The 22,558-nt window shown below is 74.8% G+C and carries 12 protein-coding genes and 1 pseudogene; 5 read left to right on the plus strand and 8 right to left on the minus strand.

The features are described from left to right. Positions 1 to 117: 117 nt before the first annotated feature. The 7 genes and pseudogenes from ACF1ED_RS08905 to ACF1ED_RS08935 all read right to left on the minus strand — a co-directional run bounded on the left by ACF1ED_RS08905 (position 118) and on the right by ACF1ED_RS08935 (position 11,071). Positions 118 to 611 (minus strand): annotated as a pseudogene (locus ACF1ED_RS08905) (hypothetical protein). A gap of 449 nt (positions 612 to 1,060) precedes the next feature. Then, positions 1,061 to 1,813 carry an ABC transporter permease gene (locus ACF1ED_RS08910; RefSeq protein ID WP_391758073.1) on the minus strand — a complete coding sequence of 251 codons (753 nt, stop codon included), beginning with the start codon at positions 1,811 to 1,813 and terminating at the stop codon, positions 1,061 to 1,063. A 203-nt stretch (positions 1,814 to 2,016) separates the two neighbouring features. Beyond that, positions 2,017 to 2,499, minus strand: a complete 483-nt coding sequence (locus ACF1ED_RS08915; protein ID WP_391758075.1) for a hypothetical protein — start codon at positions 2,497 to 2,499, stop codon at positions 2,017 to 2,019. Further along, on the minus strand, positions 2,487 to 7,283 hold the full coding sequence (locus tag ACF1ED_RS08920) for a putative T7SS-secreted protein (protein WP_391758077.1): 4,797 nt from the start codon (positions 7,281 to 7,283) through the stop codon (positions 2,487 to 2,489). Before ACF1ED_RS08920 ends, ACF1ED_RS08915 begins: the two co-directional genes overlap by 13 nt. 264 nt (positions 7,284 to 7,547) lie before the next feature. After that, on the minus strand, positions 7,548 to 9,134 hold the full coding sequence (locus ACF1ED_RS08925; RefSeq protein WP_391758079.1) for an MFS transporter: 1,587 nt from the start codon (positions 9,132 to 9,134) through the stop codon (positions 7,548 to 7,550). Positions 9,135 to 9,358: 224 nt separating this feature from the next. Continuing rightward, positions 9,359 to 9,829, minus strand: a complete 471-nt coding sequence (locus ACF1ED_RS08930; RefSeq protein WP_391758081.1) for a MarR family winged helix-turn-helix transcriptional regulator — start codon at positions 9,827 to 9,829, stop codon at positions 9,359 to 9,361. A gap of 27 nt (positions 9,830 to 9,856) precedes the next feature. Beyond that, on the minus strand, positions 9,857 to 11,071 hold the full coding sequence (locus tag ACF1ED_RS08935) for a glycosyltransferase (protein WP_391758733.1): 1,215 nt from the start codon (positions 11,069 to 11,071) through the stop codon (positions 9,857 to 9,859). Between the two features lie 593 nt (positions 11,072 to 11,664). Between ACF1ED_RS08935 and ACF1ED_RS08940 the strand changes: the two genes are divergently transcribed. The 3 genes from ACF1ED_RS08940 (at position 11,665) to ACF1ED_RS08950 (ending at position 15,730) form a co-directional block, all read left to right on the plus strand. Then, entirely contained in the window at positions 11,665 to 13,176 is a 1,512-nt protein-coding gene (locus ACF1ED_RS08940; RefSeq protein WP_391758735.1) for a DUF4246 domain-containing protein, read from the plus strand. Between the two features lie 192 nt (positions 13,177 to 13,368). Next, positions 13,369 to 14,499 carry a cellulose binding domain-containing protein gene (locus tag ACF1ED_RS08945; protein WP_391758083.1) on the plus strand — a complete coding sequence of 377 codons (1,131 nt, stop codon included), beginning with the start codon at positions 13,369 to 13,371 and terminating at the stop codon, positions 14,497 to 14,499. Positions 14,500 to 14,593: 94 nt separating this feature from the next. After that, positions 14,594 to 15,730, plus strand: a complete 1,137-nt coding sequence (locus ACF1ED_RS08950; RefSeq protein ID WP_391758085.1) for a lytic polysaccharide monooxygenase — start codon at positions 14,594 to 14,596, stop codon at positions 15,728 to 15,730. A gap of 195 nt (positions 15,731 to 15,925) precedes the next feature. Here ACF1ED_RS08950 and ACF1ED_RS08955 read toward each other — a convergent pair whose 3' ends face one another. Beyond that, positions 15,926 to 17,293 (minus strand): MFS transporter, encoded by a 1,368-nt coding sequence (locus tag ACF1ED_RS08955; RefSeq protein WP_391758086.1) that lies wholly within the window; start codon positions 17,291 to 17,293, stop codon positions 15,926 to 15,928. 264 nt (positions 17,294 to 17,557) lie between these two features. Here ACF1ED_RS08955 and ACF1ED_RS08960 point away from each other — a divergent pair, with 264 nt between their 5' ends. Together ACF1ED_RS08960 and ACF1ED_RS08965 are read left to right on the plus strand one after the other, a co-directional pair. Then, positions 17,558 to 21,370 carry an amino acid adenylation domain-containing protein gene (locus tag ACF1ED_RS08960; protein ID WP_391758088.1) on the plus strand — a complete coding sequence of 1,271 codons (3,813 nt, stop codon included), beginning with the start codon at positions 17,558 to 17,560 and terminating at the stop codon, positions 21,368 to 21,370. A gap of 62 nt (positions 21,371 to 21,432) precedes the next feature. Continuing rightward, positions 21,433 to 22,482: a MupA/Atu3671 family FMN-dependent luciferase-like monooxygenase gene (locus tag ACF1ED_RS08965; protein ID WP_391758090.1), complete on the plus strand. Its 1,050-nt coding sequence runs from the start codon at positions 21,433 to 21,435 to the stop codon at positions 22,480 to 22,482. Positions 22,483 to 22,558: the final 76 nt, after the last annotated feature.

Consider the following 22,558-nt stretch of genomic DNA (forward strand, 5'->3'; position numbering starts at 1 on the left):
ACCGCCGGACTGTATCGCCGCTCCGCCAGATCATGGAAACGTTCGCGCCCCGGTAACTCCCCTGTGTGAAGGGATACATGCGGAGCCGGGACGCGTCCGACCGGCTCCCCGGCCTGCTCACGGGCTCGAAAGGGCTTGCGGGGAGAGGGTCTTGATCATGGTGTTGGTCCAGCGGATCCGCCGCAGGGTCCGGGGGTGACAGGCCGACGCGAGGCCGAGGGCGCCGTCGTCGCGGGTCGCCCACGCGACCTGGGCGAGCATCTCCCAGTACGGGGAGTTCTCCGTGGCCCTCAGATGCAGGTCACGCAGGTCGCGCAGGAGCAGCAGCGCGGGTTCCGGGCGGGGCCCACGGCTTCGGCGGTCCTCTCCCCCAGCGCTGCCGGGAATCCGGGCGCGGAGTCGTCCCGTCGCGGTTGGGCGAGGTCCAGGCCGTGCCGGCGGGCGGTCCGCGTCACGCGCTCGACGTGCTCGCGCGACCAGGCCGCGAGGTCGGTGGCCACGTGGTGGACCTCGTGTTCGGCGGAGTGGCGCCCGGCGACCGCCAGCAGCTCGTCGGCGAGGTCCTGTTCGCCGTGGTGGAAGGCGCGCAGGACGAGGTCGGTGCCGTCCACGTGTCGCTCCTTCCGCCGCCGCTCCGGGCCGGGTCGGCCGTCTCGGTCACGTGGGCCGCCCGGCCTCCCTCGGTGGCGGGGGGCGTCGGCGGGGTGGTACGGGGCGGAGGCGGTGGTCGCGGGTGCGGCCGACGTCTCGCCGCCGGCCCGTTCGACGAGCCGCAGGGCGGCCGCGGCGGTCTTGAACAGCGGCTGCTTCGAGACCGGGTCCCCGTCGGTGACGGTGGTCTCGTTCGCGGCGCGGCCCGGGGTGGTGGCGGAGGGGGCGCCTGCCTCGGGGTGCCTCCGCGGGGGCGGCGGCCGGGACGGCGGGAGGACGACGCGCCGGCCCCGCTCGCCTTCGGCAGGGGGCGGCGTCACGCCGGCGGCTGGGGGGCCTGGCGGCCACGGCGTCGAGGACTCCGTCCGGGCCCTCGGCGTCTTCGACCGGGTGCACCCGTCCTGACCGCTCAGCGCGCCCCGTCGTGGCGGCGCAGGCGGCCGCGCGCCACGAGCTCCAGGGTGACGGCGGTGGCGACGGCCTGGACGAGGAGGAGCGCGACGAGGACGAACAGCTGCACCGCGCCCGCGTGCAGGGGGGAGGCGCCGCCGAGGAGCATGCCGACGAAGGCGCCGGGCAGGGTGACCAGTCCGACCGTGCGCGTCTGGTCCATGCCGGGGAGCAGGGCGTCGGCGGCGGCCGGGCGGGCCACCTCCATGCGCGCGTCCCGGTCCGCCAGCCCGAGGGCGAGGGCGGCTTCCACCTCGCCGTGGCGCGTGGCGAGTTCGTCGAGGGCACGGCGTCCGGCCAGCACGGTGGCGGTGAGAGCGCCGCCGATGAGGATGCCGGCGATCGGAACGAGGGCGATGCCCCGGGGCGGGAGCACTCCGGTGAGGAGGAGGGCGGCGAGGACCGGGAGGACGCCGGCGGCGATGGGGAAGGCCGTCCAGGGCCAGGAGCGCCCGGGTGCGGGGACGACGCGCCGGCCGGCCGTGCGGACGGCCACCGCGTACATCAGGAGGAGGAAGCAGAGCAGGAGCGGAAGCGCTCGGACGACCCAGCCGATCAGGAGGGAGACGGCGACGAGTTGGACGGTCGCGCGGGCTCCGGCGAAGAGGGTGTCGCGGGCGGGGGCGAGCCGGGCGATCGAGACCACCGCCGCCGCGAGGCCGAGGAGGACGGCCAGGAGCACCCCGAAGGCGAAGTTCACGTGGAGGAGCACGGCCCCACCCTAGGTCTCGCCCGATCCCGCCGGAGTCATCCCGGAAGGGCCGTCGCGCCCGGACCCGCGCGCCCCGGCGGCACGGCCGGCCGCCGGGGCGGGCGGCACAGCCGGGGCGGGAGGGGGTCCTGCCCCGGGCGCCGGGCGCCCCGGACCGCGTCGCCGGCCGGGGGCCGCGGGGTTCCGGAACCGGGTCGGGCGGGTCAGGCGGCGGGGGCGGCCTCCAGGGCCACCACGACCATCACCGGGAGGTCGGTGTCGGGCTGGACCACACCGGCGGTCAGGGTCCGGCCGTCGAGGGTCCACTTCCTCAGCGCGATGAACTCGTCCTTGTCCTCCGCCGTCTGCTCGGCCTCGGCGAGGCGGCCGGCGAGGGGAGAGCCCTCGATCTCGGGGAGGAAGCCGGCCAGGACCCGCTCCCCCTCCTCGTAGACGGCCTCCAGGTCGTCGAAGTATCCCGACTCGTCGACGTCGCGGATCCAGACGGTGAACGAGACGGTGACCGTCCCGCTGCTGAAGGTCCGGATCCAGGCCCCGACGCCGTCCTCGTCCCAGGAGGTCTCCACGCCGTCGCGGAGCTTGCCGCCGGGCGTCCACCCCCGGGCCGCGAACCGCGCCGCCGCGCCCTCGGCGGTCAGCGGGGCGAGGGCCCCGAGCTCTTCCAACATCGCGATCACTGCAGCCATGAACTCATTCCACTCATGCCGTTGCCGGGCACGTGATACGCCCTGAGCTTCCCGCTGGCGTAGGCCTCGGGGAATGCCTTGGACAGCACGTCGTTCACATGCGCGGCGCCCCATTCATTGGACACCATATAGCGGACCCCCTTGCCTCCGAGGTCCTCGTTGAGGGCGAGCAGCTTGTCCGCCTGGGTGGTGATCCGGCTCTCGTCGTAGTACTTGAAATCGGGGTTGTAGGGGGACTTCTCCCATTCGGAGACCCGGTCGCCGCCGGTGAACTTCGCCTCCGTGATCCAGCCGTCCCGCGGGCCGCCGTCGACGTGGACCTCCCGGCCGTCCGGCAGGATCCACTGCTGCTCGTAGCTCTGGTCGGTGACGAGCCGCTGGTAGCGGAAGGACGGACGTTCCATCAGTTTGTCCGTCAGCCAGCCCAGGCCCTTGAACTGCGAGTACGGCGAGAGGCCGAGCGGGTCGCAGACGGTGAACGGGTTGTGCACGTAGGCGACCGGGTTCGGCGCGGGGCCGAGGCCGAGGGGGTCCGGGGAGGTGTAGCGGCCGGTCTCGGGGTCGTAGTGGCGGAAGAGGTTGTAGTGGAGGCCGGTCTCCGGGTCGTAGTACTGGCCGGGGAAGCGCAGCGGGGTGTAGGCCGTGCCGGAGCGGGCCCAGGCGGTGGTGCCCCAGAGGGTGCTCCTGGCGTGCCAGGCGATCTCGCCGGACTCGTCGACCAGCTCGGTGGGGGTTCCCACGAGGTCGGTGGCGATGGCGAAGAACCGGCGGTCGATCTCCTCCTGGCGGCTGTCCGGGGTGAGGAGGCGTTCGGTCTGGGACAGGGGCACCAGGCCCCGGTGGTCCCAGGTGAGGGCGACCACGTGGGGGAGGCCGGGGGTGTGGACCGTCTGTTCGCACAGGTTCGTGCCGTCCCAGGAGAAGCGGACCTCCTCCGCGACCCCCTCGCCGTCGGCGGTGAGGCGCTGCTTGGCGGTGCGGCGGCCCAGGGGGTCGTAGCGGTAGCGCCAGCGGGTGCCGTCGGGGGTGACCACCGCCGCGAGGCGGTCCTCCGCGTCCCACTCGTAGCGCCAGGTGTCGGGTTTGCGCGACAGGCGGGTCCGCCGGCGCAGCGTCACGCGGCCGAGGGCGTCGTACTCGAAGCGGACGCCGCCGGCCCTGGTGAGGGAGGTTCCGTCGTAGGAGCGGGGGCCGGTGGCGTCGTGGCCGGGGTGGGACCGCGGCCACGAGGCCTCCACCTGGTTGCCGGCGGCGTCATAGGCGTAGCGCTCGGTCCATCCCTCGGCGTGGACCGCACCGACGCGGCCGGACGCGTCCAGGTCGAAGGTGCGGGAGCCCGACAGGCCGTCGGTCACGGAGGTGAGGTAGCCGTCGGCGCGGTGCGTGTAGCGGCGGTGGTTGAGGGAACGGCCCCCGGCCGTCAGGTGCTGGGCGCGGATCCTTCCGGCCTCGTCCCAGGCGGAGGTGAGGGTGAGGGAGCCGCCGAAGGCGCGCTCGATCTCCCGGCCGGCCGCGTCGTGGGCGAAGGTGACCTCGCGCCCGCCGCTGGTCATCCGGACGGCGCGGCCGGCGGCGTCGTAGCCGTACTCGGTGACCGCGCCGGTGGGGGTGGTGCGGCGGGCCCGGCGGCCCAGGGCGTCGTAGGAGTAGTTCATGGCGCGGCCGTCGACGAGTTCGGTCTTGACGCGGCCCCGCCGGTCGTACGCGTAGACGATCTCGCTGTCCGGTCCGGTGATCTGCAGCAGCCGGTCGGCCCGGTCGTACGCGTAGGTGGTCACGCTGCCCGCCACGTCCCTGCGGACCGTCCGGCCGAGCTGGTCGTAGGTGGAGGTCACGGTCCGGCCGAGGGCGTCGGACCGGGCGGTGCGCTGCCCGGCGGCGTCGTACCGGTAGGTGAGGGTGCGGCCGTCGAAGTCCGTCTCGGAGGCGAGCCGGCCGGCCGCGTCGTACGTGTAGGACCAGGTGCCGTGCGGGCCGGTGACCCGGGTGAGCCGCAGTTCCGCGTCGTGCTCGAAGGTGTGACGGGTGCCGTCGGGGCCGGTGCGGGCGGTGAGCAGGTCGAAGTGGGTGTACTCGAACCGGGACGTGGCGCCGGCCGGGCCGGTGTGGCTGAGGGGGTTGCCCTCTCCGTCGTGGGTCCAGGTCTCGGTGGCGCCGTCGGGGGTGGTGCGGCGGACGAGGTTGCCGTCCTCGTCCAGGACGACCCGGGTGACGCCGCCCGTCGGGTCGACGGTGCGCGCGATCCGGCCCAGGGCGTCGCGTTCCAGGAGGGTGGTGCCGCCGGCCGGGTCGGTCACGGCCACGGGCAGGCCCGCCGCGTCGCAGCGGATGGTGGTGGTGGCGCCGAGGGCGTCGGTGACGGTGGTCAGCCTGCCCCGGTCGTCGTAGGCGTACCGGGTGGTGGCGCCGGCCGGGTCGGTGACGGCGACGCGGTTGCCGTGCCCGTCGAACTCCTGGAGCCAGCGGGCGCCGTCCGGGCCCCGGAACTCCGTGGACGCGCCCGACGCGTCGCGCACGGTGCGCAGTTCGCTCCCGTCGGGGCGGACGACGGTGAGCAGGCGGCCTTCCCCGTCGTGGGTGAAGGAGGTGGTGCGGCCCAGGGGGTCGGTGCGGGACAGGAGGTTGCCGCGGGCGTCGTAGGTGAAGCGGGTGGTGTGGCCGAGCGGGTCGGTGGTGGCCACCACCCGGCAGTGGCGGTCGATCCGGTGACGGGTCGTGTGTCCGGCGGCCGTGGTGAGGGCGGTGGTGCGCAGGCCGGTGGCCGGGTCCGGGTCGGTGTAGGCGAGGGTGATCTGGACGTGGCCGGCTTCGCCGCCTTCGGCGACGACGCGGTCGAGGTCGTCGTAGGCGTAGTCGTAGCGGCTGCCGTTGGAGTCGATCCAGGCGGTGACGCGGTGGCGGTCGTCGTAGAGGAAGGTGGTGGTGGCTCCGGAGGGTTTGGTGACGGTGGTGAGGTCGCCGTCCCGGTAGCCGTAGCGCATCAGCGGCAGGTCCGCGCCGTCCCTTCCGGCTCCCGCGAGGGAGAGGGACGTGATCCGGCCGTCGCTCACCGTCGTGGTGACCCGGCGGCCCGCGGAGCAGGTCAGGGCGAGCGGGGTGCCGTCCTCGCCGCGCTCCACGGCCGACCAGTTGCCGTGGCGGTCCTCGATCCGGTCCAGCCAGGCGTCTCCGTCGCCGCCGGGTCCGCTGTCGGGCGGGGCGGTGAAGCGGCGGGTCAGGCCGGTGTCGGGGTCGGTGAGGGTGTAGTCGCCGTCGGCGTCGCGGGCCAGGAGGGCGCGGGCGGTGCCGGACTCCGGCCCGGTCGGGGTGCCCGGGGCGGGGTGCGGATAGGTGATCAGGAGGCCGTCGGCGGTGACGTGCACGACTCCGGTGGCGTCCACCTCCAGGCGTTCGTCGACGGTGGAGGTCCAGGACGGGCCGAGGAAGCGGCCGGCCGACAGTCCGGACTCGGTGCGGCGGGTGAAGGTCAGGGGCAGGGTTCCCGGCAGCACCAGGTCGGTCTGGGGCAGGAACATCCGGCCGGAGGCGAGGTCGACCGGGTCGGTGTTGGTGACGACGCGGCGCCCGTCGGGGCGGTTGTGCGTGCCGTCGGGGGCGTCGTCGAGCAGCCTGCGGACCCGGGACGCCTTCGCCGCGTCCACGGCGAGGCGGACGCCCTTGACGGCGGCTCCGCCGCCGCCGGTGGCGACGGTCAGGGCGGCGTCGGGCACCAGCCGGCCCAGGCCCTCGTAGGGGTCCTTCATGAAGTCGCTGATCATCTGCTTGCCGGTGCCGACCGGGTCGTTGGCGGCGACGACGAGTCCGGCGGCGAGGCTGTTGAGGCTGGTGGCGTACTCGGCGGGGTGCGTGAGGTTGTACGGGTCGAGCGGGTTGATCCCCCGGACGAAGTTGAGCAGACCTGCGGTGCCCTTGATGATGCCGCCGCCGACGTGGTCGCCCATGATCTGGAACTCCTGCATGCCGTCGCCCAGTTGCTGCGCGTACGACGGCTTCTGCGGAGCCAGGTCCCGCGCGGCGCGGACGGCGCCGCGGGCGGTCTCCGCCGCCGTGTTCCGCTGCGCACGGGCCTGGGCGAGGAGCTCCTGCGCCTCCTGCATCAGCTTCTTGCCCGGGTCGTCGAACGTGGCGGCGGGGCGCGGCGGGAGGGTGGCGGGGTCGCGTTCATCCGGGGCCTGGGCGTTGTAGCGGTCGACGGCCTTGTTGTAGTCGTCGATCCGCTTGCGGTGCGCGTCGGCCGCGTTCTGCGAGGCCTTCACGCCCTCCTTCCACACCTCGATCGCCGTCTGCGCCTGGTTCTGCGCCCAGGTCACGGTCCCGGCGAATGCCTCCAGGGCGCCGGCCGCCTTCTCGCAGGCGTCGGCGCCGGTGAACCACTTCGGCGGCTGGGTGCTCACCGCCCTGCGCAGCGCGTCGGCCGCCTCGCCCTTCAGCCGCGAGGAGTCCAGCCCCCTCAGCCCGCCGCCGGCGTCGTCGAACGCCTTCTGGAAACCGCGCAGTTTGCCCGCCGTGGAACGGATCTTGTCGGGACTGCCGTAGACCAGCTTGGTCTTGTCCTCGGTCTGCCCCAGGTCCATCTCGTCGACCTCGGCGCCCATCCGGTTCGCCACCGAGCGCGACTGCTCCCGCACCCAGTCCGCGCCGGACTCCCAGCCGACGTCCTCCAGCCGGTCCGCCGTCCAGTTACCGGCGTCCTCGACCCGGTTGCCGACCCACTCGACGCCGTCCTCGACGGCGTCCTCCACCGAGTCCGGAGTGATGTCGCTGATGATGTCGCCGATGCCCACGTCCAGTGGCCCCCGTTCTCACCCTGCCGCCTCGCCCGCCGGGCGGGACGTCCGCCCGGCGGGCGTCGTCCTCCGCCGCCCGTGGCCCTCCCTCGTCCTGCTCGGCCGGTCGGCACCCTAGAACAGGACGAGCGGGCACGGGAATCGGTTCTCGCGCGTCGCCGGAGAGCACGGCGGTCCGGGAGGGCGCGATGACGCGGGCGACGGCGGCCGTCCCGGCCCCGGCCCGGCACGTCCACGGGCCCTCCGGTCCGCCCGCCTCGTTCAGGGTCGGGCCGCCCGGGGGGCGTGGCGTATGCCGGCGGCGGCGAGCAGGGCGCCGAGGGCGCACAGGACGCCCGCGACGAGGACGGCGGTGTGCACGCCGTTCATGAACGCCTGGTGGCTGCCGTCGACGACGGCGTCCCGGAGCTGGGCGGGCATGCGGTCGGAGACGGGGGCGATGCCCATGGCGACCGCCTCCCTGGCCTCGTGCAGTCCCGCGGCCGCGGGGGCGGGCACGCCCGCCGCCACCAGTTCGCCGGTGAGGGTGGAGCCGACCCGGCCGGCGATCAGGGACACGAGGACGGAGGTGCCGAGCGCTCCGCCGATCTGGAGGGCGGTCGCCTGCAGGCCACCGGCCACGCCGCCGTCCTGGACGGGCGCGTTGCCGACGATGGCGTCGGAGGAGGAGGCCATCACCATGCCCATGCCGAGGCCGAGCGCGACGAAAGGCGGCCACAGCGCCCCGTAGGAGGAGTCCGCGCTCCAGCCGAGCATGGCGAAGCAGGCGATCGCCTGGAGCACCATGCCGAGCGGCATCGTCAGCCGGGGCCCGAAGCGGTCGGTGAGGGCCGCGCCCAGCGGGGACGCGACGACGGACGCCAGGCTCAGCGGCAGCGTCCGTACGCCCGCCTCCACCGGGGTGAGGCCGCGCACGTTCTGCAGGTAGATCATGACGAAGAAGACGACGCCGAGCAGGACGAAGAAGTTCAGCGCGGTGATGACGGTGCCGATGGCGAGCGTGCGGTTGCGGAACAGGCGCATGGGCAGCAGGGGGGACGCGGCGCGGGTCTCCCACGTGCCGAAGAGCAGCAGGACCACCGCGCCCGCGCCGATGACGCCCAGCGTGCCGGCCGAGGACCAGCCCCAGGTCTCGCCCTTGACGACGCCGAGGACGACCGCGAGCAGCCCCAGGGCGAGCAGGACGACACCCACCAGGTCGAACTTCTCCCGTGCGGCGGCGGCGTTCCTGCTCTGCGGCAGGACCGCGGCGCTGAAGACGAGCGCGATGACGCCGATGGGAGCGTTGACGTAGAAGACGGACTCCCAGTCGACGTGCTCGACGAGCAGCCCGCCGACGATGGGGCCGAGGGCCGTGGAGACGGAGGAGACCATGGCCCAGATGCCGACGGCCATGCCGAACCTCTTCGGCGGGAAGACCGCGCGGAGGAGGGCGAGGGTGTTGGGCATCAGGAGGGCGCCGAAGAAGCCCTGCACGGCCCGGAAGGCGATGACGCCCTCGATGGACCCGGCCAGGCCGATGGCCACGGAGGCCAGGGTGAAGCCGGCGACGCCGACGAGGTAGAAGGTACGCCGTCCGAAGCGGTCGCCGAGCTTGCCGCCGAGGATCAGCGCCGCCGCGAGGGCCAGCAGGTACGCGTTGGTGACCCACTGGAGGTCGGCGGTGGAGGCGCCCAGGTCGCGGCCGATCTCGGGGTTGGCGATCGCCACGACGGAACCGTCGAGTCCGACCATGAACAGGCCGAAGGAGACGGCGATCAGCGTCAGCCACGGGCTGGCCCGCGGTCCGCGCGGGCGGTCCGCGGGAGGGGCGTGGGTCGGCGGGGCCGAGGGGGTGACGGAATGCATGGGTGGTGCCTGTCCTTCGTGTGGGAAGAGGAGGGGAGCCCGGCCTGTTCACGGGCGTGCCGGCGTGCCGCCGGGGGCATGCGCCGGCGGCGTGTGCGAACGGCGACGATCGGCGTCCGGCCGGCTGATCGGTCGGTCGGTCGGTCGGTCGGTCGGAGCAGGGGGAACCGCCGGAGGGCGCGACTCATGCGCACCGGCCCGGGAGGGGCCGGTGCGCGGGGGTGCTACGCGGAGTGGCGGAGGTTCTCGTCGAGGGCGTTGAGCGCGCCCAGCGCGGAGCCGAGGGCGTCGAGTTCGCCGTCGGTCATGGCACGCAGCGCCCGCGCCACGTGGGCGCTCATCAGCCGGCCGACCTCGGCGAGTTCCCGCCGGGCGGTCGGCGTGAGGTGCAGGTGCGCGACCCGCTTGTCGACGGCGTCCGGCCGGCGTTCGATCAGACCCCGCTCGGTCAGCTGCCGCACCAGCGCGCTGACGTTGTTCGGCTTCATGAGCAGTGCCTCGGCGGCCTCGCGCACGGTGACGCCGCCGTGGTCGGCGACGTGGCGCAGCAGGGCGAGCTGGGCCTCGGACGGCTTGGGGCGCGCGTAGTCGCGGTCCACCCGGCGCTCGACGCTCCGGGACAGCGAGGACAGGGACGCCACGAGCCGTGAGGCCATGTGGTCGATGTCCGGGCTGGGGACGCTGTCGGCGGGCATGCCGTCACCATAGATATGGCCGCATACCTATGTCAACATATCCAGTCTCGCGAGGGCGGCGAGCACCGGCGCGACGCCGTCCTCCCGGGCCAGGCGGTCGGCCAGGGCGCGGGCCCGCACGCGGTGGGAGGGGTCCCCCGTCGCCCGGCGCAGGGCTTCGGCGAGGGTCTCGGAGGTGAGGCGGCGCAGGGGTACGGCCCGGGGAGCCGTGCCCAGCGCGGTCAGCCGGGAGGCCCAGAACGCCGCGTCGAACTGGACCGGCACGGGGACGGTGGGCACCCCGGCCCGCAGGACGGCGGCGGTCGTGCCCGCTCCCGCGTGGTGGACGACGGCCGCCGTCCGGGGGAAGAGCGGGGAGTGCGGCACCTCGCCGACGGTCAGGATGTCGTCGCCGCGGGCGGCCAGGCCCGCCCAGCCCTGCTGGACGATGCCGCGCACGTTCGCCGCGCGCAGCGCGGTGACGATCTCGCGGCTCAGCCGCTCGGGGTCGGGCACGGTGGCGCTGCCCAGACCGACGAAGACCGGCGGGGGTCCGGCGGCGAGGAAGTCCTCGACCTCCCGGGGCAGCCCTCCGGTCTCGTGCGGCCACCAGTAGCCGGACACCTCCAGCCCGGCGGGCCAGTCCCGGGGGCGGGGGACGACGAGCTCGCTGTAACCGTGCAGGACGGGCCGGGCCCGCCGTCGCCGGGACCGGCCCGGCGTCGCGAGCCCGTGGCGCCGGAGCGACCGTACGGCGTCGGAGAAGAGCAGGTCCACCGTCGTCATGACGGCCCGCCCGCTGAGCCGGTTGCCCGCCGCGCCGAGGGAGCGCGTCCCCAGGACGGGGGCGGGGAACTCCCCGGTCGGGTGGAGGGGCTGGAGGTGCAGTCCCAGGGCGGGCACCGACAGCGCATCGGCGAGGGCGTAGCCGAGCGGGCCCAACGACCCGCCGACCAGGAGGACTTCGCCCTCCCGTGCCGCGTCCACCAGGGCCGCCGTCATCTCGTCGACCGCCCCGCGGGCCATGGACGCCAGCCGTACGAGTTTCCCCGCGCCGGTCCTCGCGTCGTGCAGCCGCCGGCCCCGGGCGGAGTGCAGCTCGGCGCGGGGGTCCACGGGCAGCGGGCGGAACCGCACCCCGGACCCCGCCACCAGCGGCTCGAACACCCCGTGGGCGGCCAGCGTCACCTCGTGCCCGGCCCGTACGAGACCGGCCCCCAGACCCGTGTACGGCGCGACGTCACCCCGCGAGCCCGCCGTCATCATCACGATGCGCACACCGCCAGTGTGCCGCACCCGGCCGCGGCGCGGGGGAAGGCCTGCCGGACGCCCCCTCTCCGGCGGATCCGGCCCGTCCCCTCGCGGGGCTCTCGACGGCGGTGCTCCACCGCGGCGCGGTCCCCCACACCCACCTGGCGGCCGTGGGCCACGCGCCGTCCCGGACGGAGGAGGTCCGCCTCGCCGTCTCCGTCAGCGGCTCGGACGACCTCCTCGTCCTGGTGCGGCTCCGCCGCCCGCACGCCGTCGCCCCCTTCGCGGCGCCGCTCGCGGAGCGCTTCCCCCTGCCGGGGGTGAACGACCGCGCCGCCGTCCTGCCGCTCCCGCGAGCGCACGGCCGCCTCCTCGGCCCCGCCGGCCCCGCCGGCCGCGCCACGCGACTCGTCCCCTCCACCCTGCCCCGCACGCGACCGCTCCCGGGCGGTCCCGGCCGCCTCGGCCGCCTCGGCCGGGTGGCGGACGGCCCGCGTGCGTGGCGGAGTTCAGGAGCAGGGCCCGTCGGGCCGCGGCCCGGCGGTGTCGGACCGCTCGCGTATCCTTCCGGCCGCATCACCCACCTACTCGAAGGACCGAGAGCATTGACCGGCCTGCCCGCCTTTCCGCTGCCCTTCCAGGCTTCCCGCCACGTGTCGTACGCGCCGCCCCGGACCTTGCGCGAGTTGCAGATGACGCAACTCGGCGCGCACATACGGGAGAAGGCGGGGTGGCACGAGAAGAGGAACGACGCGGACGTCGTCGCCCGGTGGACGCGGGAGGCCGTCGACCAGGGCCTCACCGAGGCCCAGGTCCGCTACGTCCTGGACGAGCTCGCGCACTACGCGGCGCTGCGGGATGCGCGGACCGGCATCGAGGTGTCCGGCGTGGACGGGGTGTGGCAGTCGGACCGCCTCGTCGACGACGCGCTCCGGGACCGGCTGCGCGAGGCGGTGCGGGTGCTGGAGGAGGTGCCCGAAGCGGACCGGGACTGGCATCCGGGATCCGGCGGACAGGTGCTGGACCTGGTGCATCCCTCGCTGTTCTGCCTGGTGAACGGGGTGAGCGGGGCGCCCGGGCAAGCCTGGCGGAACCCGACGGACTCCTACTCGAAGCACGAGTTCTCGGAGCGGTTCCAGTGGCTGCCGACGGACGTCGACGTCCATGAGGACGGCGAGGTCTCCTTCCGTTCGTACGTCAACAACGTCCACCCCGAGAACCACCGTGAACTGGCCGCCGTGCTCCCGGACCTGGTGGCCCGTTTCCTCCCGCTCTGGGAGAACGTGCTCACGGATCTGCGGCACCCGCGCCCCCTGCGGATCGAGGCCGATCCCTACGAGTGGTACGACTCCGAGCCCGCCCACCCGGACGAGTCCTCCTTCGGCGACGACACGGCGGCCTACGAGGAGGCCGTCCGGGCGTGGGAGCAGGCGCAGGACGACTGGTGGGAGAACCGGCGCCCGGTCGTCCCGGACGCCCCGGCCTTCACCCCGCCCGCGACGCCAGCCGCGTCGGAGCGGATCGACCTGCGCGGCCGCCGCCTCCAGGTCATCGTCAAGCTGGCCACGATCCACCTCACCCCGGAGCGGCCCGAGTACGCCGGCGGGTCCTGGCACGTCGAGGGGATGCTGAACGAGCGGATCGTCTCGACGGGCATCTACTACTGGGACAGCGAGAACATCACCGAGAGCCGGCTGAGCTTCCGCACGGCGCTCGACGACCCGGAGTACGAGCAGAACGACCACACCGGGGTGCGCGAGGTCTACGGCCTGGAGAACGAGGGCGCGCTGAACCAGGTGCTCGGCTCGGCGTCGACCCCGGCGGGCCGCTGCCTGGCGTTCCCGAACGTCCTCCAGCACCGCGTCGGCCCGTTCCGGCTCGCGGACCCCGCCCGCCCGGGGCACCGCAAGATCCTCGCGTTCTTCCTCGTCGACCCGTCGACGACCATCGTCTCGACCTCCGACGTGCCGCCGCAGCAGCCGTGGGCGGAGACCTCGACCATGACGCGCGAAGAGGCCGAGGGCTTCCGCGAAGAGCTGATGCGGGAGAGGAAGTTCTTCGTCGGCGAGCACAACGAGCAGCTGTACGAGCGGGAGTTCTCCCTCTGCGAGCACTGACCCGGTCCCCCTGAGGCGGATCCGGCCCGGCGGGCCGGTCCGCCCCCGACGGGTTGTCAGGTTCACTTCCAGCTCCTACAGTTCCGCCAACGGCAGACTGTGGGAGCGCTCCCAAAGGAGGAGGCCGTCGGTCGGGAGACACCTCCTCCGTACGGAGCCGCCACAGGCCACCCCCTCACGGAGAGGCCTCCCATGCGCGCGTCACCCCACCGCGTCCGGTCCCCGCTCGGCGCCCCCGCCGCACTGCTCCTCGCCCTCGTCACCGTGGTGGCGACCCTCCTGGGAGCCGCGCCGGCGGCCCGGGCCGACACCCTGCTCTGCGAGCAGTACGGCACGGCCACGGTCCAGGGGCGGTACGTCGTCCAGAACAACCGCTGGGGCACCGCCGCGACCCAGTGCGTCACCGCGACCGACACGGGCTTCCGGCTGACCCGCGCCGACGGGGCCGTGCCGACCGACGGCCCTCCGAAGGCGTACCCGTCGGTCTTCAACGGCTGCCACTACACCCGCTGTTCACCCGGCACCGCCCTCCCGGCGCGGCTCAGCGGCATCGCCTCCGCCCCCAGCGCCGTCTCGTACGGCTTCGTCGGCGACGCCGTCTACAACGCCTCGTACGACATCTGGCTGGACCCGGCGCCCCGGACCGACGGCGTGAACCGGACCGAGATCATGATCTGGTTCCACCGGTCCGGCCCGGTCCAGCCGATCGGCTCGCCGGTCGGCACGGCCACCGTGGGCGGCCGCTCCTGGCAGGTGTGGACGGGCGGCAACGGCTCCAACGACGTCATCTCGTTCGTCGCGCCCTCCGCCCTCGCGGAGTGGAACTTCGACGTCATGGACTTCGTCCGCGAGACCGTCGCCCGCGGCATGGCCCGGAACGACTGGTACCTGACGAGCGTCCAGGCCGGCTTCGAGCCGTGGCAGAACGGCGCCGGGCTCGCGGTGCACTCCTTCTCCTCGGCCGTGAACCCCGGCACGCCGCCGACCGGCCCCGGCGAGCCCGGCCCCGCCGCGGCCTGCGCGGTGACGTTCGCGCCGAACGTCTGGACCGGCGGCTTCACCGCGAACGTCACCGTCTCCCACACCGGTCCGGCCGCCCTCGACCCCTGGCAGCTGGCCTTCACCCTGCCCCCGGGGCAGCGGATCACCCAGGCCTGGAACGCCGCCGTCACCCCGTCCTCCGGCACCGTGACGGCGACCGGAGCGGCCCACAACGGACGGATCGAGGCCGGCGGCAGCCAGACCTTCGGCTTCCAGGGCACGTACGACGGCGCCTTCGCCCCGCCGTCCGGGTTCCGCCTCAACGGCGTCGCCTGCACCTGACCCGGGGCGCGCGGAGCACCCCTCCCTCCGACGGACGGCGCAAGAGGAGCACACCGAACGGACCCATCCACCCCACACACGCACAGGAGACACGATGGCTGGACGCAAGAAGCGGCTCGCCTCCCTGGCGGCGGCGCTCGCGACCCTGCTCGCCGGGATCGGCCTGACCCTGCTGGGCCAGAGCAGCGCACAGGCGCACGGCGTCACCATGACGCCCGGATCGCGTACGTACCTCTGCTGGCTGGACGCCAGGACCGGCACCGGAAGCCTGGACCCGACCAACCCCGCGTGCCGGGCGGCGCTCGACGAGAGCGGGCCCAACTCGCTGTACAACTGGTTCGCCGTGCTCGACTCCCAAGCGGGCGGACGCGGCGCCGGTTACGTGCCGGACGGCACGCTGTGCAGCGCCGGCGACCGCTCGCCGTACGACTTCACCGGCTACAACGCCGCCCGTTCCGACTGGCCGCGCACGCACCTGACCTCCGGGCGGACGATCCAGGTCAAGCACAGCAACTGGGCCGCCCACCCGGGCTCCTTCCGGGTGTACCTCACCAAGCCCGGCTACTCCCCCGCCACCGAACTCGGCTGGGACGACCTGGAGTTGATCCAGACCGTCACCGACCCGCCGCAGACGGGCTCCCCCGGCACGGACGGCGGGCACTACTACTGGGACCTGAGCCTGCCCGCGGGCCGCTCGGGTGACGCGGTCCTCTTCATCCAGTGGGTCCGCTCGGACAGCCAGGAGAACTTCTTCTCCTGCTCCGACATCGTCTTCGACGGCGGCAACGGCGAGGTGACCGGCATCCGCGGCGCGGGCGGCACCCCCACCCCGACTCCGACCCCGACTCCGACTCCGACTCCGACGGAGCCCACGCCGACTCCCACGGAGCCCACTCCCACCCCGACCCCCACCGGTCCGCACACCGGGTGCATGGCCGTCTACACCGTCGTCAACGCCTGGAGCGGCGGCTTCCAGGGCTCCGTCGAGGTGATGAACCACGCCACGACGGCCCGCGACGGCTGGGCCGTGCGCTGGACACCCGGCGCGGGCACCCGGATCAGCAGCCTCTGGAACGGGGCCCTCACCACCGGAACCGACGGCACGCTCACCGTCCGGAACGCCGACTACAACCGGACCATTCCGCCGGACGGCACCGTCACCTTCGGGTTCACCGCGACCTCGACCGGAAACGACCACCCGGTCGGATCCGTCGTGTGCGTCACCCCGTGACGGGCCTCCGTCACGCCTGAAGAGCGAGGGACCGTTTCCCGGGGAACCGGGGAGCGGTCCCCCGCCCGTTCCGGCACCAAGAATGTGGCCGAAAGAAGAGCGTGCCGGAAGTCCCGATTCCCCGCCGGGTTTACCCGGAACGCATTCGGCGCCCATCCGGCGAAATTCGGCCTCCGGTTCTTCCGGCCGGAATTCTCAGCCTTCGGCGGCGGGCGCGCCCGGAAGGTCGCGGCGGGTGCGCAGGGGGGTCACGAGGAGGAATCCGCCGGCCGCCACCAGGGCGGCCGTGACGGCGCACATCGTGACCCGGGTGCCGAAGAGGGTGGCGAGGGAGCCGCCCAGGAGGGCGCCGACCGGGATGGTGCCGAAGTTGAGGAAGAGGGTGGTCGCGGTGACGCGGCCGCGCATCTCGGGCGGGCAGTACGCCTGCCGGAAGCTGACGATGATGACGTTGCAGGCCACGACGCCCGCGAAGAGCATCAGCGTGCCGAGGACGAAGAACGCCAGCCCGGGGCCGGGAGCGGTGAGGGCGACGAGCAGTCCGAAGGGCGAGGCGGTGAACTGGACGACCAGCAGGGCGCGGGCCGAACCCAGGCGCTCGGCGAGCCGGCCGGCGACGAGACCGCCGAGCACCCCGCCGAGGCCGCCGCAGGAGACGAGCCAGCCGAGCGTGTCGGAGCCGACCCCGACCGTGCGGACGAGGAAGACGATCTGGACGGCCTGCAGTCCGGCCATCGCCAGGTTGACCGCCGCGCCGAACGCGGTGACGGCCCGGACCAGCCGGTCGCCGAGGACGAAGCGCACCCCTTCGGCGATCTCCCGGCCCAGCGGCCGCCGGGGCGGCGGAGCGGGGCGGGGGCCGTCGGAGCGGACGGCCAGGAGACAGAGCGAGGACACCAGGAAGGAGGCCGCGTCGAGCAGCAGGCCCGGCACACCGCCCAGGGTCTGGGCGATCAGACCGCCGAGCCCGGGCCCGGCCACCCTGGCCGCCTGGTCCCCGGCCTGCAGTTGCGCGTTGCGCCGCATCAGCGCGTCCGTGGGGACCAGTTGGGGCAGGTAGGCCGAGTAGGCGGTGGAGAAGAAGACGGAGGCGGCGCCGGAGAGGAGGGCCGCGCCGAGGAGGTGCTGGATCGTCAGGGCGCCCAGCCACCAGGCGGCCGGGACGCTCAGGAACACCGCTCCGGAGACGGCGTTGCAGACCAGCATGACCCGGCGCGCCGGAAGGCGGTCGACCCACGCTCCGGCGGGCAGGCCGAGGACCAGCCAGGGCAGCCAGGACGCGGCGGTGAGCACGCCCATCACGAACGGCGAGGCGTGGAGCGTGGTGACGGCCACGAGCGGCAGCAGGACGGACGTCACGCTGGTGCCCAGCTTGCTGGTGGTCTCGCCGACGAGCAGCAGCCGGAAGTTCCGGTGCGGGTGCCGGCCCCGGTCCTTCGCGGCCTGGTCGGTGGTGGGCGCGGCGGATTCCAGCGCGGGCCTCCGGACTTCGATGACCGATGGATTTCCGGCGCACCACAGAAGTGGGGTGCGGTGGCCGTGAGTTCGGGCTGGATCGTACAAGTTCATCGTCCTGGAAACCAGGGTGGCCATTTTCCACGGGTGCCGCTTACGCTCGACCCCGCCCATTGCCAGCGCACCGTGCCTCGTGGAAGGGTCGGCCCGGATGATCAATCCGTTCGAGAATGCGTCCGGCCCCTTCCCGGTCCCCGTGAATTCACCGCGCTCCTGACGGCACGGCCCCCGGGGCGACACCTGCCGCGCCCGGTCCGTCCGTCGTCCTCGTCGCCCGCACCGGCCTCCCTCTTTCCGCGCAAGGAGCTGTCCGTGGTCACCAACGCGATCGACCTCCTCACCCGCTTCCTGCGGGAGGCGGACCGGCACCCCGGGCGCGCCGCCGTGGTCACGGCGGCGGGGCCGGTGACGTTCGGCGCGCTGCGGGCGCGCGTCGAGCGGGCGGGCCGGGCGCTGCGCGCGGCGGGCGCCGGGCCCGGCACGACCGTCGCCCTGGGGCTGCCGCGCGGTGCGGACCTCGTGACGGCGATGCTCGCGGTGTGGTGGGCGGGAGCGGCGTACGTCCCTCTCGACTCGGACCAACAGGTTTTAGGGGGGCGGCGGTTCGCCGGAGGCACCGGGGCGCTCCTGGTGCTCGCCCCGGAGCCGCCGGACGGCGCCGAACGGCCGAGGGACCCACGCCGCCTCGACCCGGCCGCCGTCCTCGGCCCCGCCGCCGCCCTCGATCCCGCCGCCGTCCTTGGCCCCACCGTCATCCTCGATCCCACCACTGTTCTCGACCCGGCCGCCGTCCTCGATCCCGCCACCGTCCCCCTTCCGGTCCCGGACGATGCCCCGGGCGCCCAAGGTCCTCCCGCGCCGCCCGGGGCGGTGGTGTGGAGCGCCGGCCTCGGTTCCGGTGCCTCGGAGCGGCAGTGGACCCGGATCTGCCACGGCGACACGCTGTTCCTTCCGGCCGGGCCGCCGCGCGCCCGGCCGGACGCGCCGGCGGGAGCGCGGCGGGAGCGCGGGGCGGCGGACGGCTCCGCGCGACCGCTGCTGGACCTCTTCGAGGAGCGGGCGGCGGACGCGCCGGACGCGACCGCCGTCGTCTTCGGGGAGGAGACGGTCTCGTACGCGGAGCTCGACGCCCGCGCGAACCGGCTGGCCCATCTGCTGGCCGCGCGGGGCGCCGGGCCGGAGACGGTCGTCGCCTCGGCGCTCGACCGCTCGGTGGAGCTGGTCGTCGCGGTCCTGGCGGTGATGAAGGCGGGGGCCGCGCACCTGCCGGTGGACCCCGGTTACCCGGCGCCGCGCATCGCCCACCTCCTCGGCGACGCGGCCCCGGCCCTGCTGCTCGCGCACGCCGGGACGGCCCTCCCGCCGCTCCCTCCCGCCTCCCCGGCGACCCCCCGGATCGACCTGGACGATCCGGAGACCCGCGCGGAGGTGCGGCGCGCGCCCTCGTCCGGGCCGCCGGCCGGTGCCCGGCGCGCGCTCGGCGAGCTGCCCGCGTACGTCGTCTACACCTCCGGGTCCACCGGCCCGCCCAAGGGCGTGGTGGTCACCCGTGCCGGCCTCGCCCGTCTCGCCGCCCACCAGCGCGGCGCCCTCGCGGTGGACGCCGACAGCAGGGTCCTGCAGTTCGCCTCGCCCAGTTTCGACGCGTTCTTCTGGGAGCTGGCGATGGCGCTGTCCGCCGGGGCCTCGCTCGTCCTGGCGCCCGCCCGCTGCCTGCTGCCCGGGCCCGGGCTGCGCCGGCTCGCCGACGAGCGGCGGATCACCCATGCGACGCTGCCGCCGTCGGTGCTGCGGGCCCTGCCGTCCGACGCCCTCCCGCACGTACGCGTGCTGGTCGCGGCCGGGGAGGCCCTGGACGCGGAGCAGGTGCGGCGGTGGGCTCCCGGCCGGACGCTGATCAACGCGTACGGGCCGACGGAGACCACGGTCTGCGCCACCATGAGCGGGCCGCTCGTCGAAGGCCCCGGCACGCCCGCGATCGGCGGGGCGATCGGGGGCGCTTCCCTGCGCCTGCTCGACGGCGCGCTGCGGCCGGTGCCCGACGGGGCGGTGGGCGAGTTGTACGTCGCGGGGGCGGGCCTCGCGCGCGGCTACCTCGACCGGCCCGGGCTGACGGCGGGGCGCTTCGTCGCGGACCCGTACGGACCGGCCGGGACGCGGATGTACCGTACGGGCGACCTGGCCCGCCGGAACCCCTCGGGCGAACTGGAGTTCGCAGGTCGCGCGGACGACCAGGTCAAGGTGCGGGGACACCGGATCGAGCCGGGCGAGGTCGAGGCGCTGCTCGCGGCCCACCCCCGGGTGGCCGCCGCCGCGGTGACCGTGCGCGAGGAGCGGGACGGGGACCGCAGGCTCGTCGCCTACGTCCGGCGCGATCCCGACGCGCCCGCGGGGACCGGCGGTCACGGCGACGCGGACCGGGTGGCCGCCTGGCGGCGCGTCCACGACGCGGTGCCGGCCGGCGCGGGGCCCGCCGGCGACGGTCCGGCGGCGTTCGGGGAGGACTTCGGCGGGTGGACCAGCGGCTACGACGGCAGCCCGCTGCCACGGGAGCAGCTGCGGGAGTGGCGCGACGAGACGGTGCGGAGCATCCGCGCCCTGCGGCCCCGCCGGGTCCTCGAACTCGGCGTGGGCAGCGGTCTGTTGCTGTCGCGGCTCGCTCCCGGCGCGGAGGCCTACTGGGGGCTCGACCACTCGCCCCGGGTGATCGGGCGGCTGCGCCGGCAGGTGGAGGGAATCCCGGACCTGGCCGGGCGGGTCGTGCTGGACAGCCGGGCGGCCGACGACCACGAGGGCTTCCCGCGCGGGTACTTCGACGTGGTCGTCCTCAACTCCGTCGTCCAGTACTTCCCCAGCGGGCGCTATCTCGCGCGGGTGCTCCGGCTCGCGGCGGCCGCCCTGGCGCCCGGCGGCGCGGTCTTCGTCGGCGACGTCCGGCACCTGGGGCTCGCGGAGGCCTTCCACGGGGCGGCCGCGGCGGCCCGCTCGGCGGACGCCGTCCCCGGCGGCGCGGAGCACCGCCGGGCCGTGGCGCGCGGACTCGCCACGGAACCGGAACTGCTGGTGGACCCGGAGTACTTCCGGTCGCTGACGAGCGCGGCCGAGGGCGCGGGGCCGCTCTTCGCGGCGTGCGACGTGCGGCTGAAACGGGGAACCCACCACAACGAACTCACCCGGTACCGCTACGACGTCGTCCTGCGCCGCGCCGGCTCCGGCGCCCCGCCGCGGCGCCGCCCGGGCGCGGTGGCGGAGCTGCTGTGGGGGGCGGACGTCCACGCCCTCGACGACCTCGCCGACGCCCTGCGGGACTCCGCGCGGGAGGGGGTGCCCGTCCGGATCACCGGCGTGCCGAACGGCCGCCTCGCCGAGGACCTGCGTGCGGCGGGCGGGACGCCGGGCCCGGGTCCGGACCCGGAGGACCTGGCCCGCCTCGGCGAGCGGCTGGGGCACCGGGTCGCGCTGCGCTGGTCCGCGAAGGCGGGGCCCGGCCACGTCGACGCCGAATTCTCCCCCGGGGAAGGGGACTTCCCTCCGGACGGCGGGACCGGGTCCGGGACCGGGCCGGCGCCTGATCCCGGGCGTCACGTCAACGTGCCCTTCGGGGGAGCCGACGACGCCGGGCTCGTCCCGTCCGTCGCCGCGTGGGCGGCCGCGCACCTGCCCTCCCCGCTGGTCCCGTCCGCGATCGTCGTCCTCGACGCGTTCCCGCTCACCCCGCACGGCAAGCTCGACCGGACCGCCCTGCCGGCGCCGCCCGGGCCCCGGCCCGCGGCCGGACGGCCGCCGCGGACCCCGCGGGAGGCGGCGCTGTGCCGGATGTACGCGGAGGTCCTGGGGCTCGCCCCCGCACAGGGCGCGGCGCCGGCGGGCGCGGAGTCGGCAGGCGCGGCGCAGGCGGGCGCGGCGCAGGGCGCGTACGCGGTCGGGATCGACGACAGCTTCTTCGCGCTCGGCGGCCACTCCCTGCTGGCCACCCGGCTGGTGAGCCGGGTCCGCGCCGAGCTGGGGGTGGAGCTCCCGGTGGGGGCGGTCTTCGACACGCCCACGCCCGCCGGTCTCGCCGCCCGGCTCGCGGGGGCCCGCACGGCGCGGGCGGCGCTGCGGAGGATGCCCCGCCCCGACTGACGGCGGCACGAACCCGCGCCACCGACCGGATCACGTACGCCGAGGGTCACCGAAGGATTCCGATGGACTTCAGCCTGTTCTACTTCGCCGACGACAGCACACCGGCCGGGGACTCCGGACGGTACGAGCTGCTGCTGGAGGGCGCCCGCTTCGCCGACCGGCACGGCTTCCGCGCGGTGTGGACGCCCGAACGGCACTTCCATCCCTTCGGCGGGCTCTACCCGAACCCGTCGGTGGTGGGCGCCGCCCTCGCGATGATCACGAGCACCGTCGCCATCCGCGCCGGGAGCGTCGTCGCCCCCCTCCACCACCCGCTGAGGATCGCCGAGGAGTGGTCGGTGGTGGACAACCTCTCCGGCGGGCGGGTCGGGGTCTCCCTCGCCTCCGGCTGGCATCCGGTGGACTTCGCGCTGAGCCGGGTTCCGTACGAGGACCGCAAGCGCGCGCTGGCCGCCGGCATCGAGCAGCTCCGGGGGCTGTGGCGCGGGGACGCGCACCAGGTGGTGGACGGCCACGGCGCCCCGGCGGCCGTACGGGTCTTCCCGCCGCCGGTGCAGCGGGAGCTGCCGCTCTGGGTGACGAGCGCGGGCGACGAGGAGACCTTCCGTACGGCCGCGGTGGCGCGGGCCGGGATCCTCACCCATCTGCTGCACCAGGACGCCGACGAGCTCGCCGCGAAGATCGCCGCCTACCGGCGGACCGCGCGGGAGGCCCACGACGGCTGGGAGGGGCACGTCGTCCTGATGCTGCACACCTTCCTCGGCACCGACCGGGACGAGGTGCGCGCCACCGTCGAGGAGCCGCTGTGCGCCTACCTCAGGAGTTCGGTCCGGCTCGTCGCCGGCTCGTTCGGCGCCTCCGACCCGGACTTCGACCCCGACGCCCTGGAGGACGAGGACCTCGACTTCCTCGTCGCCCGCTCCTTCGACACCTACTTCGAGCGGCGGGGCCTCTTCGGGACGGTGGAGGACGCGGCGGCGACGGTCGAGCGGCTGCGCGGGGCCGGTGTGGACGAGCTCGCGTGCCTGATCGACTTCGGCATCGGCACCAAGGCCGTCCTGGACGGACTGCGCCACCTGAACGCCCTCCGCGAAGCCTGCCGGGCGCGCTGACCCGAGAGCCCGGAAGACCCCAGAGCCGGGGAAGACCCGGGAGCCCGGAAGACCCAGAGAACTGAGAGGCCGAGAC

It is taken from the genome of Streptomyces sp. NPDC014656 (genome assembly GCF_043084305.1).
GTDB lineage: Bacteria > Actinomycetota > Actinomycetes > Streptomycetales > Streptomycetaceae > Streptomyces.

Bases quoted from the DNA above. Each gene is read 5' to 3' on its own strand.
- ACF1ED_RS08915 (WP_391758075.1), bottom strand. From the start codon at position 2,499: ATGGCTGCAGTGATCGCGATGTTGGAAGAGCTCGGGGCCCTCGCCCCG.
- ACF1ED_RS08945 (WP_391758083.1), top strand. From the start codon at position 13,369: ATGCGCGCGTCACCCCACCGCGTCCGGTCCCCGCTCGGCGCCCCCGCC.
- ACF1ED_RS08925 (WP_391758079.1), bottom strand. From the start codon at position 9,134: ATGCATTCCGTCACCCCCTCGGCCCCGCCGACCCACGCCCCTCCCGCG.
- ACF1ED_RS08930 (WP_391758081.1), bottom strand. From the start codon at position 9,829: ATGCCCGCCGACAGCGTCCCCAGCCCGGACATCGACCACATGGCCTCA.
- ACF1ED_RS08935 (WP_391758733.1), bottom strand. From the start codon at position 11,071: ATGACGGCGGGCTCGCGGGGTGACGTCGCGCCGTACACGGGTCTGGGG.
- ACF1ED_RS08965 (WP_391758090.1), top strand. From the start codon at position 21,433: ATGGACTTCAGCCTGTTCTACTTCGCCGACGACAGCACACCGGCCGGG.
- ACF1ED_RS08950 (WP_391758085.1), top strand. From the start codon at position 14,594: ATGGCTGGACGCAAGAAGCGGCTCGCCTCCCTGGCGGCGGCGCTCGCG.